The organism is Undibacterium paludis (assembly GCF_022568815.1).
Taxonomy (GTDB): Bacteria; Pseudomonadota; Gammaproteobacteria; order Burkholderiales; family Burkholderiaceae_D; genus Undibacterium.
In genome coordinates this window covers 277,754-295,838 of sequence record NZ_JAKZHX010000004.1, presented here as the reverse complement: position 1 = coordinate 295,838, position 18,085 = coordinate 277,754, and the positions used below count along the sequence as shown (strand labels likewise).

Below are 18,085 nucleotides of genomic sequence, written 5' to 3'. Positions count from 1 at the left end.
TACCCTGTTTTCAGGCTGCAATCAATTCCTGAAGTGGCCAGCGTGGCCTGACGTTGAAGCCATAATCTCGGGTCGCCAGGTCAGGGTTGCGCATCAGCCGCATGGCACCTGCAAAGGCAATCATGGCCCCATTGTCAGTGCAGAATTCCAGTTCCGGGTAATACACCTGAAAGCGCCGTTTTGCTGCGGCTGCATTTAAAGACGCACGCAATTGCAGATTGGCGCCAACGCCTCCTGCGATGACCAGGCGTTTCAAACCACTCTCTTTCATGGCTGTACTGCATTTTGCTGTCAGTACGGCGACGATAGCGTCAACAAAGCCACGGGCGATGTTTGCCTTGTCCTGTTCACAGATATTAGCTGCATGATTTTTGACTACGGTCAGTACAGCGGTTTTCAAACCCGAAAAACTAAAGTTGAAGTCCTTGGAGTGCAGCATGGGACGCGGGAACTGGTAGGCAGCCGGGTCACCAAACTCTGCCAGGCGTGATATGGCCGGGCCACCGGGGTAAGGCAGTCCCAGCAATTTGGCCGACTTGTCAAAAGCTTCACCTGCTGCATCATCCAGGGTTTCGCCCAGCAATTGATAACGGCCGACGCCATCCACCCGCATCAATTGTGTATGTCCGCCCGACACCAGCAAGGCAATGAAAGGGAATTCCGGCGGTTTGCTGGCCAGCAGCGGCGACAACAGATGGCCCTCCAGGTGATGTACGCCCAGTACCGGCTTGTCCAGTGCCATGCCCAGACCGCAGGCAACAGCGGCACCGACCAGCAGGGCGCCGGCCAGGCCAGGTCCCTGGGTGTAGGCGATGGCGTCGATGGCTTGTTTATCCAGATCTGCCTTGGCTAATACCTCGGTCAGCAGGGGCAGGGCGCGGCGTATGTGGTCACGTGATGCCAGTTCAGGCACAACACCGCCATATTCCTGATGCATGGCAATCTGCGAGTGCAGGGCATGTGCCAGCAAGCCGCGTTCTGTGTCATACAAAGCCAGACCGGTTTCGTCACAGGAGGATTCAACGCCGAGAACTATCATGTCAATTTCTTATTTGCTTACTTAATTGCTTGGTATAAAGGCAAAGCCTTGTCTTCATACTATTAAAAGGACGGATCGTGGTGCGAATCTTGCTATGGATCGCATGACGAGATTATATCTGGCATGGCCCATCAATGCGCAGCAAACCGAATACTGCTAATGAAAAGACAACTGCGACGCCCAGCTTGCGTATTGTCGTGGTGAATACCGTCATCCAGACCGAAGATGAATTGCAAGAGCATGCACAAGCGCAACTGGCCAGATCACGCGCCCTGCGCATAGGCTTGCTGCAGGCTGGCTACAACATCATTGCAGTGATCCCCGGTGACATGTACATGAGCGAGCGCATCGCGCAATTGCAGCCCGACATGATCATCATTGATGCAGAGTCTGATTCGCGCGACGTGCTTGAACACATGGTCATGCTGACACGTGACGCACCACGCCCGATTGTCTTGTTTACTGAAGACGGTAGCCAGACAAATATGGCTGCAGCGATGGAAGCTGGAGTATCCGCTTATGTCGTCGCCGGTTTGCAAGCCGAGCGTATCAAGCCTGTGCTTGATGTGGCGATGGCGCGTTTCAATGCTGACCAGAAATTGCGTAGCGAATTATCCGATACCAAGGCCAAGCTGCAAGAACGCAAGACCATCGAGCGCGCCAAGGGTTTGCTGATGGAGCGCCATCACCTGACTGAAAGCGAGGCTTATCAAAAGATGCGCAAGCAGGCGATGGAAAAAAACCTCAAGCTCGTCGATCTGGCGCAACGCATGCTGGATGTCGCGGATTTATTAGGTGGATGATCTTGCATGTAAATGGTGCATTGCGTCATTTGAGTGCGTGATTTTACTGCGCAGGGAAGCTTGACTACCCCGAAATGATTCAATATTGGTCTGGCATGGCAATTGCTAGATGGTATTAAGTGCCAATGCTGGCGCAAAAGAATGTGTGAGTCTGACTAACGGCGGTCAGATCATCTTAGACAAAGGTGTCTGTTTCACCCGGTTTGACCGGTGTGGACTGACACCTTTTTTCATTGCAGGTCATTTTTGATTCATCTTCTTTACGCTGGAGTGCAGACATGTCGAACCGGGAAACACCTATCAATCAAGGCAATGTATACAAGCTAACGGAGCAGACAGATCGTGAACCGAATTTTCAACGTCGCAATTTATTACAAAGCGCCGTATTGGCAGCAGGGGCAGGCATGATGGGCTTGAGTACTGGGGGAGTATGGGCAGCAGGTTCGGATAAACCTGAAAAAGAAGAAGTTCATATAGGCTTCATCCCGCTGACGGACTGTGCTTCTGTGGTGATGGCTTCAGTGCTGGGATTTGACAAGAAATATGGTATTAAAATCATCCCCAGCAAAGAGTCATCCTGGGCCAGTGTGCGTGACAAACTGGTCAATGGTGAACTTGATGCAGCCCATGTCCTGTACGGCCTGATTTATGGTGTACAACTGGGTGTGGGCGGCAATAAAAAAGACATGTCGGTACTGATGACCCTTAACAATAATGGTCAGGCCATCACGCTGTCAAAAAAACTGGCTGACAAAGGTGCTGTTGATGGTGCCGGCCTGGCCAGGCTGATGCAGACAGATAAACGTGAATATACTTTTGCGCAAACCTTCCCGACGGGCACCCATGCAATGTGGTTGTATTACTGGCTGGCGGCACATGGCATCAATCCGATGAAAGACGCCAAGGTGATTACCGTGCCACCACCGCAAATGGTGGCGAACATGCGGGTTGGTAACATGGATGGTTATTGTGTTGGCGAACCCTGGAATCACCGGGCGATTGCTGATGGCATAGGTATCACGGCAGCAACGACCCAGGATATCTGGAAAGATCATCCGGAAAAAGTGCTGGGTGCGACGGCAGAGTTTGTGCAGAAATATCCCAACACGGCGCGCGCCATGGTGGCAGCGATACTCGAAGCCAGCCGCTGGATAGATGCATCCCTGTCGAACAAGACAAAAATGGCAGAAACCATTGCTGACAAGTCTTATGTCAACACCTCGGTCGATGTCATTAATCAACGCATTCTGGGACGTTACCAGAATGGCCTGGGCAAGACCTGGGATGACCCGAACTACATGAAATTTTTTAATGATGGTGCTGTCAATTTTCCTTACCTGTCGGATGGCATGTGGTTCCTGACCCAGCACAAACGCTGGGGTTTGCTCAAGACAGACCCGGATTACCTGGCCGTTGCCAAGGCAGTCAATCGCATTGACGTGTACAAGGATGCAGCGGCCATGGCCAAAGTGGCTGTGCCAAAAGATGTCATGCGCAGCAGCAAGCTGATGGATGGCATGGTGTGGGATGGCAAGAATCCGGCTGCCTATGCAGCTTCTTTCAAAATCAAGGCTTGAGGAGCGGTGATGAATACCTTGATACACGGGGCAATGCCCGAACTGGGAAGCACTAACAGCACGGTGGCAGAAGTTGATCAGGCCGGAATCAAGCCATTGCAGGTGCCGGCCGTAAAAAAAACGGCGATTAAGAAAACATATGTGTTCAAGCCATTTTTATTGAAGGTGCTGCCGCCACTGTTTGGTATCAGTTTGCTGATATTGATCTGGGAAATCATTGCTGTTAAAAACTCCAGCTTCCCTTCACCCTGGGTCACTTTGCAGGAAGCGGTCAAGGTATTTTCTGACCCCTTCTATCAAAAAGGGCCAAATGATCAAGGCATAGGCTGGAATATCTATGCCTCATTAAAACGGGTTGCTGTGGGCTTTGGACTGGCTGCCGTGGTTGGCATACCGCTGGGCTTCCTGATTGGTCGCTTCAGATTCTTGTCAGGTATGTTCAATCCTGTCATCAGTCTGTTGAAGCCAGTATCGCCCCTGGCCTGGCTGCCTATCGGCCTGCTGGTGTTCAAGTCAGCTCACCCGGCAGCGATCTGGTCCATCTTTATCTGCTCGATCTGGCCCATGATCATCAATACCGCGATTGGTGTGCAACGCGTGCCGCAAGACTATATGAATGTGGCACGCGTGCTGAATTTGTCTGAATGGAAAATTGTTACCAAGATACTGTTGCCTTCAGTCTTGCCTTACATGCTGACCGGCGTGCGTCTCGCGATAGGCACAGCATGGTTGGTGATTGTCGCGGCGGAGATGCTGACCGGTGGTGTGGGCATAGGCTTCTGGGTCTGGGATGAATGGAATAATCTGAATGTGCCGCACATCATCATTGCCATCGTCGTGATCGGCATGGTGGGCCTGATACTGGAACAGATACTTGTGGCGCTTGCACGTGCCTTTACTTATGAAGATGTGGGAGCATGATCATGAATGAAATTGATAACAAGTACATAGAGATCAATCAGGTTGACATGGTATTCAATACCAGGAAGGGGAGTTTTCATGCATTGCGCGACATCAACCTCAATGTCAAAAAAGGCGAATTCATTACCTTGATTGGCCATTCTGGTTGTGGTAAATCGACCTTGCTGAACCTGATCGCCGGCCTGACGAATGCCACGTCTGGTACCTTGCTCTGTGCACACAGGGAAATTGCAGGCCCTTCACCGGAGCGCGGCGTCGTGTTCCAGAATCACTCATTACTGCCATGGCTGACTTGTTATGAAAATGTTTTCCTCGCCGTCGAACGTGTATTCGGTGCAACGGAAAACAATACAAAATTGCAGAAACGCGCCATGGCAGCCTTGTCACTTGTGGGCTTGAGCCATGCAGAAAAAAAACGACCTAATGAAATATCGGGTGGCATGAAGCAGCGCGTCGGTATTGCCCGCGCTCTTGCAATAGAACCCAAAGTCTTGTTAATGGATGAGCCTTTTGGTGCACTTGACGCCTTGACGCGCGCGCACTTGCAGGATGAACTACTGAAGATCGTTGCCAAGACCCAGTCGACCGTGGTCATGGTGACACATGACGTTGATGAGGCGGTACTTTTGTCAGACCGCATCGTCATGCTGACCAATGGGCCTGCCGCAACCATCGGTGAGGTGTTGAAAGTTGACCTGGCAAGACCACGTGACCGTGTGACCCTGGCGCAGGATGCTGATTATGCAAGATACCGTACAGCAGTACTCGAGTTCCTGTATCACAAGCAATCACATCCTGCTCATGAAGCTGCCTGAATTTCACACCAACATGCAGCATGGCTCTTGCTTGCTCGAGCGATGCTGTCAGCAATTCATGCCGGGCGACCCTGGAAGCTTGTCTGCCCGTCGCTTGCCGATAATTTGTCTGCGGCATATATACCACGGCTCGCCCTGTTCAGCGTCGCCACATCTGTCTGATTGCTGAACAATGTGCGCGCCATGATGACGTACTTGTTGTGTCGTTGCGATTAAGATATCGTGCGATGATTTTGACCGTTTGCTGCGTGTTTGCGACAAGTATGAATGTGGCGCCAGAAAACTGACTGCGCTTTCTCACCAGAGCCTGAAATGATCAAGTTTTACTTCTCCCACTGTCCCGTGTCTTCAACGACACTCAATCGGACATCTTGATACCCCGTCAAGTTGACAGGTTCATTCATGTAGTCAGATTGATGCTTGCAATTCAGGCAATTCCGACAATATGAAACACAATCATCTCTCTGTTTGACCAAATGAAAATTAGTTTTCATTTTTAATGGCGCTAATTGTGACAAGAAGTGAGGAAATTATTTAAATCTATGAGAGAATGCATAATCCTTTTGGAAACATTTATTTACAGATTTTTTAAAATCTGTTGATCTGGAATGGAAATGAGACGCGTTACTTCATTTCTTGCTGTGAGTTAATTTTGCTGGCGAAAATACGACTCGTGGTGTGGGCAATAGTTTGCTTTGGAGTAATGTCGCGCAATGATTTGCAGTCATTGCAGACGCGTTTCATTCTTTTTCATCGTAATTGCTTATTAGCTACTTATTTTGATTACATGACATGTTTCGCTGGCTTTTTCTTAATGAAAGTGCACTAACGCCCGCCGAGCACGCTGCATGGAAATTAAGTGCACTACGTATCATTTTGATGTCTGGCTTTTTGCTGGAAGCGGCTGTGGCGATTCATAGTTCGGTGAATGCATTCGCAGTTGGTGCTTATCAGGTGTTGTGGGTAGTTGGCTTTTTCTATCTTGTGCTGTCGCTGGGTTTGTACTATTCATCCCGTCATTTGCGTGCTGGCGCAGCCATTCTTATTGGCACGGTATACGCGTCGTCGTTTGCCATCGTTTGCCTGATCAATCAATACGATATTGCCAAATTCGGCTATATCTTCATCTATACAACCCCCATTATTGCGCGGCTGTTTTTTGGTACACGGCTGGCGATCGGCCTGATGGTGTTCAATATCCTGCCGTTTCTTCTGCTCTTGTTGAATCGCCCCTTGTTGACCGTGCCTGGCTTTGATGTCACCCTGCCAGCCAGCAATACTTATGTGCAGTCCTTGCTATTCCTGTTTTTCAACACCTGTGTGCCGCTCGCTGTATTCAGGGTTTTGCATGAACTGGATTTGTCAGCTTTGCGCTATCGCCAGGCCAGCGCTGAACTGGTAGTCAGTCATGCGCAATATGAAGAGGTATTCCAGAATGCCGGCACGGCCCTGTTATTGACAGATGCAAGTGGCCAGATTTTGCAGGCCAATCAGCAGGCCAACAGCTTGTTGGGGCGCAATGCTTCTGGTGACGAAGAGGATCTGGCCCTGTTTGCCTGGTTGTCGCTGGACAATAGCGTGCGTCTGAAAAGCCCGAACAGCGACGAATCAGAAAACATGCGCATGTCTGCCTACCGCACCCGTGACGGCAAGCTGGTCGCGCTCGAGAATATTTCACAGACATCGACCGATCATTACATCGTTGCCCTGCGTGATGTATCAGGTCTGCATTCCATGCATCATGCACTGCAACTGAGCCTGGAGCGAGAAGATTACCTGAGCCGTCATGATGCCTTGACCAACTTGCCCAATCGCGACATGTTGCGCAGTCATCTGCAAGAGATATTGAGCAATATTGACGAAAACAAGGTAACCGCCCTGGTGTCATTTCGACTCAACAGCATACGGCATGCAAACCAGCAGTTCGGCGCACATACTGGCGACATCCTGTTACGTCGCTTTGCTGAGGAATTGTCGCGGGTCTTGCCAAAAAACTGTTTTTGCGCACGTTTGCGCAGCATCGTATTTTCGTTTGTGGTTGAGCAGTCACGTACCCCGGGCGAAATCATCAAACTCGTTGAGCGCGTCAGGAATACCTTACCGCGTGAACTTGAAGTCAATGGCGAGAACCTGCTGGTGCAGTTTTCTGCTGGCATTGCCCTGGTCAGACCAGAGGACACTGAACCAGATGACTTGATACGGCGCAGTGAAGTTGCACTCGATACGGCACGCCGCTCCAGCGACCAGAGCGTGACCCTGTTTGATGAGGACGATGCCCAACAAATACGCCGCAGTGTGGAAATCGAAGTTGGTATCGTCAATGGCTTGAAGCAAAATGAGTTCCGCATGGTCTATCAGCCCAAGGTGGATCGTGACGGCAATATCGCCAGCCTCGAAGCACTGTTGCGCTGGGAGTCCCCCAATCTGGGTAATGTGACGCCGGCAGAATTTATTCCAATTGCGGAACGCGCGGGTTTGATACGACTGATCAGCAATTTTGTCATGAACCAGGTCTCTTACCAGATCAGGCAGTGGCTGGATCGCTACGGTGATTGCCCGGTCATCGCGCTGAATCTGTCGGCTACTGACATAGCCCGTAATGACTTGTTACATTTGATCGACAGCAGTTGTCATCGTTATGATATTGCCCCGTCATATATAGAATTTGAAATCACCGAGACCGGGCTTATTGCCAATGAAGCGCTGACCATACATCATCTTGGTGAACTCAAGACGCGTGGTTTTAATATCGCCATCGACGATTTTGGTACTGGCTATTCATCCTTGTCCAAACTCAGTCATTTTCCTGCCCAAAGCGTCAAAATAGACCGCTCGTTTGTCGCACAGATCGGCCACAACCAGAAGAGTGAGATGATCATCAAGGCGATCATTTCACTAGCCAATATCCTCTCTTGTCGCACCGTTGCCGAAGGTGTGGAGAATGTGGAGCAGGAATCCTTCCTCAAAGAGATAGGCTGCGATTACTTCCAGGGTTACTATTATTACAGACCGCTCGAGGTCTCGGCGATGGAATTATTACTTGCTGAAATGCCTGCCAGGGAGCAGGCTCCTGCTTTCCAGTTCAAGCTCGCCTGAATAAATACATTCTTCTTTGCCTTTTGCGCTTCTGTACAAAAGTAATCTGCATACGCAGAAATTTGTGCATCTGCGTAAAAGATTTACCAGCATTGTGACAAGTGCTGCAAATACACGGCGTTGCTGTCAACGATGAAGAGCACGCATGCGTTGGGATAGGCAACAGGTAGCGGCGAAAATGTTACAGAGTTTTGCATAAGCCCAACATTTTGCACAGAGTAACAATTTGCGCTGCACGTTTTGATAATTTCAACTACACTAAAGTTGTAGTGTGCTGGCGGCAATGCAATTAGTGGCCACCAGACCGGTTCGGTATTTGCAAGTTGACTGCTTATCCAAGGAGGTCGGGATGAATATCTTTGACAACTACACCGCGCGGTATGAACGTACACGTGAAGAAGAGTATTCCATGCAGGAGTACCTCGAACTCTGTAAAAAAGACAGGCTGGTTTATGCCAGTGCTTCTGAACGTATGCTCGCTGCCATCGGTGACCCTGAGCTGGTGGATACGCGACATGATTCACGCCTGTCCCGCATATTTTCCAACAAGGTGATCAAGATCTATCCGGCTTTCCGTGAATTTTATGGCATGGAAGAAGTGATAGAACAGGTGGTTGCTTATTTCCGTCATGCAGCACAGGGACTGGAAGAGCGCAAACAAATCCTGTACCTGCTGGGGCCTGTCGGCGGTGGTAAATCATCCATCGCAGAACGTCTTAAAGCCCTGATGGAAAAAATCCCTTTTTATTGCATCAAGGGTTCCCCCGTCAATGAATGCCCTCTGGGGTTGTTCAGCGAAGAAGAAGATGGTGTCTTGCTTGAAGAAGATTTTGGTATACCACGCCGTTACCTGAGAAACATACCCAGCCCCTGGGCTGTCAAACGTCTGCATGAATTCAATGGTGACATCAACCAGTTCCGTGTGGTACGTCGTTATCCATCGGTCTTGAAGCAGATTGCCGTCTCCAAAACCGAACCTGGTGATGAAAACAACCAGGACATTTCTTCCCTGGTCGGTAAGGTTGATATTCGCAAGCTTGAAGAATATGCTCAGGACGATCCTGATGCTTACAGCTATTCCGGCGGCCTGTGCCTGGCCAATCAGGGTTTGATGGAATTTGTGGAAATGTTCAAGGCCCCGATCAAGGTCCTGCATCCTTTGCTGACTGCAACCCAGGAGGGGAATTTCAAGGGTACAGAAGGTTTTGGCGCCATACCATTTGAAGGTATCGTGCTGGCCCACTCGAATGAATCTGAATGGAAGGCCTTCAAGAACAATAAAAACAATGAAGCTTTTCTTGATCGTATTTATATTGTCAAAGTACCGTATTGCCTGCGTGTCAGTGATGAAATAAAAATCTATGACAAGCTGGTACGAACATCATCTCTGGCTGCAGCACCTTGCGCACCTGGTACCTTGAAAATGATGGCGCAATTTGCTGTTTTATCGCGTCTGAAAGAACCGGAAAATTCCAGCATCTTCAGCAAGATGCAAGTCTATGATGGTGAGAACCTCAAGGACACTGATCCCAAAGCCAAGTCGCGTCAGGAATATGCTGATTATGCTGGTGTTGACGAAGGCATGAATGGCCTGTCCACGCGCTTTGCTTTCAAGATTCTGTCCAAGGTGTTCAACTTCGATAATACCGAGGTGGCAGCCAACCCTGTGCATCTTTTGTATGTGCTTGAGCAGCAGATAGAACGCGAACAGTTTGCACCAGAGACCGAACAGAAATATGTATCCTATGTCAAAGAATACCTGGCACAGCGCTATGCAGAATTCATCGGCAAGGAAATCCAGACCGCATATCTGGAAAGCTATTCTGAATATGGCCAGAATATTTTTGATCGTTATGTGACCTTTGCCGACTTCTGGATACAGGACCAGGAATTCCGCGATCCGGATACCGGCGAAAGTTTTGACCGCGACGCCTTGAACAATGAACTGGAAAAAATCGAGAAGCCGGCCGGCATATCGAATCCCAAGGACTTCCGCAACGAGATCGTCAATTTCGTCTTGCGGGCGCGGGCACAGAATGCTGGCAAAAATCCTACCTGGACCAGTTACGAAAAATTGCGTACGGTCATAGAGAAAAAAATGTTCTCAAATACCGAAGAACTCTTGCCTGTCATTTCTTTCAATGCCAAGGCCAGTGTCGACGATTCCAACAAGCACCAGGAATTTGTTGAACGCATGGTTGCCAAAGGTTACACGGCAAAACAGGTTCGCTTGCTATGTGAATGGTATCTGCGGGTAAGAAAATCTTCGTAAGCTGCGCTGCAGTAATCGCAGGAAAACAGCAGCAACAGAGTGAAAGTTTTCAGGACAAACGGGAGAGCATTTTGGTTCATCTGATTGACCGGCGTGTCCAGGGGAAAAACAAGTCTGCACCAAATCGTGAACGCTTCTTGCGTCGTTATAAAGGGCAGATCAAGGATGCGGTTGCGCGTGCTGTCAAAGGCCGCTCCATCACCGATATAGAAAGCGGTGAAAAGGTATCGATTCCCGTCAAGGATGTAAACGAGCCCACTTTTGGCCATGCCCAGGGTGGTGTCTGGGAGGGGGTGCAGCCAGGCAATGAACAATACCAGCGTGGCGACCAGGTTGCCAGGCCCAAGGGCGGCGGTGGCGGTGGTGGCAAAGGGCAGGCCGGTAACAGCGATGAAAGTACGGAAGATGATTTTGTCTTCCAGCTGAGTCGCGAAGAGTTCATGAACTACTTCTTTGAAGACCTGGAATTGCCGAATATGGTCAAGACGCAATTGACCTCGACCACGGACTTCAAGAGTCAGCGTGCCGGTTACAAGACCTCAGGTACGGCATCCAGCCTGCATGTGCTGCGTTCTCTGCGTGGCGCCATGGGACGGCGCATTGCCGTCGGTGGCAAATCGGCACGTCGCTTGAAAGAAGCTGAAGCTGAAATGACGGCTTTGCTGGAATCGGGAGCGGGACCGACTGATAACAGGGTGCTGACGCTCAAGCATGAAATCCATCATTTGCGTACGCGCTTGCTTGCCATCCCATTTCTGGACCCCTTTGATTTACGGTATAGCAATCGCGTCAAAATTCCCAAACCGGCCAGTCAGTGCGTGATGTTTTGCCTGCTGGATGTATCGGGTTCCATGGATGAGCAGAAAAAGGATACTGCAAAGCGGTTTTTCATCTTGCTGTATCTGTTCCTGACACGTGCCTATGAGAAAATTGATGTGGTCTTCATTCGTCACCATACCACGGCACTGGAAGTCGATGAGGACGCTTTTTTCCATTCACGTGAGTCTGGTGGCACCATCGTGTCTTCTGCATTGAATCTGCTGTCGCAAGTGATACGTGAACGCTACTCCGCCAGCGACTGGAATGTTTATGTAGCCCAGGCGTCGGATGGAGACAACTGGGACAATGATTCCGCTACCTGCAAGCAGCTCCTGAGTACGACCATCATGCCCATGGTGCAGTATTATGCCTATGTCGAGATCACGGATGGTCAGCCGCAAAACCTGTGGCTGGAATATGAAAAGGTTGCTGCGCATCACGCCCATTTTGCGATGCAAAAAATAGAAACACCGGCCGATATTTACCCGGTTTTTAGGGAACTGTTCAAGAAGCAGCCAAAATGAGGTCCTCCATGGAAACCGACCATGTCAGCCCCAGAAAAAAACATCCGAATGCCTTGCCCGAGCAATCAGAATGGACTTTCGATTTAATCGAACAAGCTCATGACGAGATACGCCGGGTTGCCGAGCAATTCGGCCTTGATACCTACCCTAACCAGCTGGAAATCATTACTGCCGAGCAGATGATGGATGCCTATGCCTCAGTCGGCATGCCAGTGTCGTATAACCACTGGTCTTTCGGTAAACACTTCCTGTCGACGGAAAAAAGCTACAAGCGCGGGCAAATGGGTTTGGCCTATGAAATTGTGATCAATTCCAATCCCTGTATTTGTTACCTGATGGAAGAAAACAGCCTGACCATGCAGGCCTTGGTGATTGCTCATGCTGCGTATGGTCATAATTCTTTTTTCAAGGGTAATTACCTGTTCCGTACCTGGACAGATGCCGAGGCGATTATCGACTACATGTTGTTTGCCAAGAATTACCTGGCAGACTGCGAACAGCGTTATGGCATGGAAGCAGTAGAGTTGATTATTGATTCTTGCCATGCTCTGCAGAATTATGGCGTGGACAGGTACAAACGGCCAGCCAGGATTTCACTGGCCGAAGAACGTGAACGCCAGGAAGACAGGGAAAAGTATATTCAGTCCCAGGTTAATGATTTGTGGCGCACGTTACCCAGGCGTGTTGAGGCACCGGAAAGTCAGGTCAAGCAACGCTTTCCGCCCGAGCCGCAAGAGAATCTGCTGTACTTCATTGAAAAATATTCACCCTTGCTTGAACCCTGGCAACGCGAAGTCGTGCGTATCATACGCAAGATATCGCAGTATTTTTATCCTCAGCGTCAGACCCAGGTGATGAATGAAGGCTGGGCGACTTTCTGGCATTACACCATACTGCACCAGTTGTACGAAGAAGGTGTGGTGGGCGAAGGTTTCATGATGGAATTTTTGCAAAGCCACACTAATGTGGTTTATCAGCCACCGGTAGGCAGCCGCTATTTTAATGGTATCAATCCTTATGCACTGGGTTTTGCCATGATGCGCGACATACGCCGTATATGCGAAAATCCTACTGAGGAAGACCGTGAATGGTTCCCTGACTTTGCCGGTTCTGACTGGCAAAAGACCTTGCAATTTGCCATGCGCAATTTCAAGGATGAAAGTTTCATTGCCCAATATCTTTCACCGAAACTGATGCGTGATTTTCATTTCTTTTCCATACTGGATGATGACAGCAAGGACAAATTGCTGATTTCAGCCATTCATGATGAGCATGGCTATCGCTATCTGCGTGAAAAACTGGCGGGGCAATATAATCTTGGCAATCGTGAGCCCAATATCCAAGTCTGGTCTGTGGACATGCAAGGGGACAGGGCGCTGACTCTGCGTCATTCTCAGTATTTACGCAGACCCCTCAATGTGCAGACGGGTGAGATGCTCAAGCATGTTGCCCGTTTATGGGGTTTTGATGTGTATCTTGAAACCGTAGATCCCGATGGTAAAGTTCTTGCCAAGCAAGAATGCAAATGGGAAAAACGCAACAGACCATGAGTTTTTACCTGTCCTTGTGTCATGTCGGCAAATGCCGATGGCGACAGGCTGGGCCTTACGTTAGAATGAAGTGCCACCATCAGACACGGAGACCGCACCATGTATCTGGACCACCCGAAAATTTCTGCCACCAATAGTGAAACCGAACCAGACCGCATTGAGCGCCTGAGTCGGGTGTATGGCTATGCAATGGGTCTGGCTGACGTCGATGGCAATACTGAATGCATTACCAAACTGGCCAAGATACATGATCATAAGGGTACTCTGATGGTGATCTGGTACGTGGCGCCAACGATAGCAGAAAAAAATTATTTTGTGCGCGCCTGGAATAGCCGTATTGGTGATGAAACAGAACTGGTTGAACATGCACTGATGCTCAACGAAGCCATCTCTAACGCTGAATAAGTCAGTTTGCCAGCTTGATCTGGTACTGCAGTATCTTCAAGAACCACCGGCTATACGCCGGTGGTTTTACTTTGCAGCAGGCGCAAACCATTCAAGACTACCAGCACACTGGTGCCGGCATCGGCAAATACAGCCATCCACAAGCTGGCATGACCAGTCAGGGCCAGACCAAAAAATACAAACTTGACCAACAGGGCAAAGCTGATGTTTTGCAGCAGAACCTGTGAAGTGCGACGTGAAATACCTATCATTTCCGGCAGTTTGCGCAAATCGTCCTGCATGAAGGCGACATCGGCGGTCTCCAGAGCTGTATCGCTGCCAGCAGCCATGGCAAAGCCGATATCGGCGCGGGCCAGGGCCGGTGCATCATTGATGCCGTCACCGCACATGCCGGTCAGACCTTCGGTGCTGTACTGCCGTATCGCTTCCAGCTTTTCTGTCGGCAGCAACTGGCTGCGGAATTCACGGATGCCAGCCTGGCTGGCGATGGTCGCTGCGGTCTGTGCATTGTCTCCGGTCAGCATGACCGTCTTGATGCCAAGTACGTGCAATTGTGCCATGGCGGTGCTGCTGTGCTCGCGCAACTTGTCTGCCAGGGCTAATAGGCCCAGCAAGCGTCCATCCTGGCACAGGAATAGCACGGTCCTGGCCTGTGCTTCCAGACTTGCCAGGTTGATTCCCAATGCTTCCACGAGCCCTTGCTTTTCTGACTGTGTCTGCAGATTTTCCCACATCGCCTGGTTGCCAAGCTGGTATAAAGTGGTACCCAGGCGTCCGCTGATGCCCCGGCCACGACCTTCTTCATAGAGTTGGACATCGCTTGCTGTGACCTGCGGTGTTTTGCAAGCCTGTACCAGAGCGATGGCCAGCGGGTGACTGGAATGGGCATCAAGGCTGGCTGCGATGCTCAGCAGTTCTTCCTTGCTCTGGCCGGTCAGGCTGATGATATCGGTCAATTGTGGCTTGCCTTCAGTCAGCGTGCCGGTTTTGTCAAAGGCGATGATTTTTAAATGCCTGGCCTGTTCCAGGTATACGCCACCCTTGATGACGATGCCGCGTCTGGCCGCCAGTGCCAGGCCGCTGACGACGGTGACAGGTGTTGAGATCACCAGGGCGCAGGGGCAGGCGATGACCAGCAGAACCAGCGCGCGGTACAGGCTGTCATGCCAGTCCTGATGCAACAAGATCGGTGGCAAGACTGCCACCAACAGAGCGATGATGAACACCACTGGTGTGTAGATGGCCGAAAACTGATCGACAAAACGCTGGGTAGGTGCGCGTTGACCTTGTGCTTCTTGCACGGACTGGGCGATCCGTGCCAGCATGGTTGATGCCTGGCCTGCGGTCACCTTGACCTGTATCAGCCCGCTCTGGTTCAGGCTGCCGGCATATACCTGGTCGCCTGTGGTTTTTTCCACAGGCATGCTTTCACCGGTGATGGCGGCTTCATTGATGCTGGACGTACCGGCTTCTATCTGGCCGTCGAGCGCAATTCTGTCGCCAGGACGTATCTGTATGATCTGCCCAGGCTCTACGGTATGGGTTTCCACCATTTGCCAGCTACCGCCGGTTTGTTGCAACAAGGTGGTTTCCGGTGCCTGCGAACGCAGGCCATTAATGACATCGCGGGCACGTGACAGGCTGGCAGCTTCTATCAGCTCTGCAATCGCGAACAGCCAGATCACCATGGCGGCTTCCGGCCATTGGCCTATGGCTGTGGCACCGATGACTGCGGCAGTCATCAGCAGGTGGATATTGAGGGTGAGGTGACGCAAGGCTATCCAGCCTTTTTTTAGAGTGGGGATGCCACTGCTGCTGATCGCGACCAGGGCCAGGATGGCGATAGCCATGGAATTCTCGTCGCCGCTATACCATGCCAGCAGTTCGGCTGCGACGGCGGCAACGCCGCCAAGAGCTACACGCCAGTATCGTTGCCAGACGGATGTGGCGTGCGTGAGCGCCTTTGGCTCAATGGACCTGGCATCGTCCATGACCGTGCCAGCCATGCCTGTTGCTGCCAGTCGGCGATGGATTTCAGTAACCTCAGCCTCCTTGTGGTGTACCGTCAGCACGCGGTTGAGCAAGTCAAACTCCAGCGCCAGGACGCCAGCTTGTGTCGAGATGGCTTTGCGTATGAGTGCTTCTTCAGTCGGGCAATCCATTTGCTCGATTTTCAGCCTGAGTTTGTCGGCGTGTGCCGGCAGTACAGGTACGGCGACGGCAGGAGCGTGATGATGTTCATGCTTGTGGACATGAGCTCCATGGGCGTGTCCATGTCCATGATGGTGATCATGCGTATCATCACTCTTGTGATTGTGCGTGCTGCAGCAGGTAATTTTGTCTGACATAGACATCTCTCATGGATAAGTTAAAGTCAGTGTAAACTGTGGAGTCGCTACAGGGTCAAGTGGATTTTTCGAGCTTGTTTCCCCTTGTCTTTTAATTCAGGATTCAGGTCCTTGTCAGGAGTGATATATGCGCATCAGTGAACTGGCCAGCGCCACCGGTGTTGATATAGAAACAATACGCTATTATGAAAAACAAGGTTTGCTGTCTGAGCCGGAACGGCAGGACAATGGTTACCGCAGTTATACGCCGGCCCATCTGGAGAGACTGTCCTTTATAAGACATTGCCGGGCGCTTGATATTTCCCTGGCCGATGTCCGGCGTTTGACATCATTCATCGCCAGCCCATCCGAAGACTGTGGCGACATCAATTTACTGATAGACCAGCAAATCAGCCGGGTCAAGGCACGCCTGAAAAGCATGCGGGCTTTGGAAAAACAGCTGACGCAACTAAGAGCACGTTGTGATGATGCGCATCACGGGCAGGAATGTGGCATCCTGCATGAACTGGTGGCGGCAGCACATGGTGAAGCGTGTGCCTGCCACCCACAGACTGTCTCTGCATGAAACCTCTATCAATGTAGCTTCAGATCACCGAGCAGGTCAGATATGCCGGCCCAGCCGATTTCTATGCCTATGCATAACAGAATAAAGGCGGACAGGCGCAGCAAGACGATGGCGCCGACGTCGCCGAGTACTCTTTCCATATTGCGGGCAAAGCGATAGCAGAGGTAAATGACCAGGCTGGTCAGCAAGGCACCCAACAGGGAGGCGATGCCAGTGATGATCCAGTCCACCGGTTTATGCGGCATCTGTGTACCCAGCGTAATAGATGCAGCTATCGTGCCCGGACCCACGGTCAGCGGGAAGCTGAAGGGGTAAAAACTGCGCCGACGCAATTCTTCACGTGTCCAGCTGCCCCCATGGGAAGCTGCGACCGAAGTGCGCAAGTTGTCCTGGCCCTGGTCATTGAGCAGTTTCCAGCCAGCCATGGCAACCACGATACCACCGGCAACCCTTACGATAGGCAGGGAAATACCAAAAAAATCAAGGACATAAGAGCCGACGAATATCGCACCCAGCAGCAGGAAAAAGCAGTTCAGGGCAATACGTTTGGCCAGCCGGTTGGCCAGCGGTGGTTCTATCGGCCCCGTCATGGAAAGAAAAATCGGGGCGATCGCGATGGGATTTAAGATAGGTAACAAGGTGATCGGTACCACGATCAAGGCCTTGAAAAAAATGATCATCGTGACGCTCATGCGGACTCCTGAATGGATGGATTTTGATTATGCATGAGAAACCTGCAATTGGCGACCAGGTACACTGTTTGGCGCGGTACAAAATGATACACACCATCAAACCGGTATTGCAAAATGCAAGATGTACAATTAAATCAATTGAGGCAGTATATTGAAGCCGCAAAAGTTAGGAAATACAATTTTAATGATCATGGGAGTCAATATGAAAGCTGTTTTGAAAACGATGCTGCTTTCCATGGGGAGCCTGGTACTGGGGGCTTGTCAGATGGCACCACTGTCATACCTGAATGGCAATCCTGATCGTCCTTTGCCCATGCATGAATATCCTGTTCATATAGTTGCAGTTGATCAGCAGGCGTACCTGAGTGGGCCGGTACAAGTGACCCCGGGCAAGCATCAGGTCCTGTTGCAACTAAAACACTCGACATCGCATGTCCCGGCACAAAAAATCATGCTGCTTGATGTGCAGCCTTGTACCCGTTATTACCTGACGGCGACCAAGGTATCAATCATGGACAGCAAGTGGGAGCCCCGGGTTTTTGATAGTGAAAATGTGGGCGGCTGTAATGCCGATGAAGAATTGAAAAAAGCTGAAGCCAGCAGTGCAGCCAAGGCCGTCAAATAGCGGCATGCCTGGAGCGACAAAGCATATCATGTGT

At 50.7% G+C, this 18,085-nt stretch carries 15 protein-coding genes; 11 read left to right on the top strand and 4 right to left on the bottom strand.

Annotated elements, in window-relative coordinates; genetic code table 11:
• Positions 1-10 precede the first annotated feature (10 nt).
• Entirely contained in the window at positions 11-1,039 is a 1,029-nt protein-coding gene (tsaD, locus tag LZ463_RS09570) for a tRNA (adenosine(37)-N6)-threonylcarbamoyltransferase complex transferase subunit TsaD (RefSeq protein ID WP_241455398.1), read from the bottom strand.
• A 134-nt stretch (positions 1,040-1,173) separates the two neighbouring features.
• Here tsaD and LZ463_RS09565 point away from each other — a divergent pair, with 134 nt between their 5' ends.
• The 4 genes from LZ463_RS09565 (at position 1,174) to LZ463_RS09550 (ending at position 5,155) form a co-directional block, all read left to right on the top strand.
• Positions 1,174-1,842 (top strand): ANTAR domain-containing response regulator, encoded by a 669-nt coding sequence (locus tag LZ463_RS09565; RefSeq protein WP_241455397.1) that lies wholly within the window; start codon positions 1,174-1,176, stop codon positions 1,840-1,842.
• A gap of 404 nt (positions 1,843-2,246) precedes the next feature.
• The gene (locus tag LZ463_RS09560) at positions 2,247-3,419 is read left to right on the top strand and encodes a CmpA/NrtA family ABC transporter substrate-binding protein (protein ID WP_489686099.1); all 1,173 of its coding nucleotides are present in this window, start codon (positions 2,247-2,249) and stop codon (positions 3,417-3,419) included.
• 9 nt (positions 3,420-3,428) lie between these two features.
• Positions 3,429-4,340, top strand: coding sequence for a nitrate ABC transporter permease (gene ntrB / locus LZ463_RS09555; RefSeq protein WP_241455395.1), 912 nt, complete (start codon positions 3,429-3,431; stop codon positions 4,338-4,340).
• A 2-nt stretch (positions 4,341-4,342) separates the two neighbouring features.
• Entirely contained in the window at positions 4,343-5,155 is an 813-nt protein-coding gene (locus LZ463_RS09550) for an ABC transporter ATP-binding protein (RefSeq protein ID WP_241455394.1), read from the top strand.
• A 56-nt stretch (positions 5,156-5,211) separates the two neighbouring features.
• On the opposite strand, the gene LZ463_RS29055 is transcribed toward LZ463_RS09550, so the two are convergent.
• Complete coding sequence (locus LZ463_RS29055) at positions 5,212-5,340, bottom strand: hypothetical protein (RefSeq protein ID WP_277624001.1); 129 nt, start codon at positions 5,338-5,340, stop codon at positions 5,212-5,214.
• Positions 5,341-6,034: 694 nt separating this feature from the next.
• Here LZ463_RS29055 and LZ463_RS09545 point away from each other — a divergent pair.
• From LZ463_RS09545 to LZ463_RS09525, 5 genes are all read left to right on the top strand, one after another.
• Entirely contained in the window at positions 6,035-8,251 is a 2,217-nt protein-coding gene (locus LZ463_RS09545; RefSeq protein ID WP_241455393.1) for a putative bifunctional diguanylate cyclase/phosphodiesterase, read from the top strand.
• Positions 8,252-8,600: 349 nt separating this feature from the next.
• Positions 8,601-10,523, top strand: coding sequence for a PrkA family serine protein kinase (locus tag LZ463_RS09540; protein ID WP_241455392.1), 1,923 nt, complete (start codon positions 8,601-8,603; stop codon positions 10,521-10,523).
• A gap of 71 nt (positions 10,524-10,594) precedes the next feature.
• The gene (locus LZ463_RS09535; RefSeq protein WP_241455391.1) at positions 10,595-11,866 is read left to right on the top strand and encodes a YeaH/YhbH family protein; all 1,272 of its coding nucleotides are present in this window, start codon (positions 10,595-10,597) and stop codon (positions 11,864-11,866) included.
• A gap of 8 nt (positions 11,867-11,874) precedes the next feature.
• The gene (locus tag LZ463_RS09530; protein ID WP_241455390.1) at positions 11,875-13,416 is read left to right on the top strand and encodes a SpoVR family protein; all 1,542 of its coding nucleotides are present in this window, start codon (positions 11,875-11,877) and stop codon (positions 13,414-13,416) included.
• Positions 13,417-13,515: 99 nt separating this feature from the next.
• Positions 13,516-13,821: a hypothetical protein gene (locus tag LZ463_RS09525; RefSeq protein WP_241455389.1), complete on the top strand. Its 306-nt coding sequence runs from the start codon at positions 13,516-13,518 to the stop codon at positions 13,819-13,821.
• A 50-nt stretch (positions 13,822-13,871) separates the two neighbouring features.
• Here the strand turns inward: LZ463_RS09525 and LZ463_RS09520 are convergent, their stop codons facing one another.
• On the bottom strand, positions 13,872-16,169 hold the full coding sequence (locus LZ463_RS09520; protein WP_241455388.1) for a heavy metal translocating P-type ATPase: 2,298 nt from the start codon (positions 16,167-16,169) through the stop codon (positions 13,872-13,874).
• Positions 16,170-16,296: 127 nt separating this feature from the next.
• Here LZ463_RS09520 and cadR point away from each other — a divergent pair, with 127 nt between their 5' ends.
• On the top strand, positions 16,297-16,734 hold the full coding sequence (gene cadR / locus LZ463_RS09515; RefSeq protein WP_241455387.1) for a Cd(II)/Pb(II)-responsive transcriptional regulator: 438 nt from the start codon (positions 16,297-16,299) through the stop codon (positions 16,732-16,734).
• A gap of 8 nt (positions 16,735-16,742) precedes the next feature.
• Here the strand turns inward: cadR and LZ463_RS09510 are convergent, their stop codons facing one another.
• A complete protein-coding gene (locus tag LZ463_RS09510; RefSeq protein ID WP_241455386.1) occupies positions 16,743-17,426 on the bottom strand; it encodes a MarC family protein in 684 nt (227 codons plus the stop codon).
• 202 nt (positions 17,427-17,628) lie between these two features.
• Here LZ463_RS09510 and LZ463_RS09505 point away from each other — a divergent pair, with 202 nt between their 5' ends.
• Complete coding sequence (locus tag LZ463_RS09505; protein WP_241455385.1) at positions 17,629-18,051, top strand: hypothetical protein; 423 nt, start codon at positions 17,629-17,631, stop codon at positions 18,049-18,051.
• Positions 18,052-18,085: the final 34 nt, after the last annotated feature.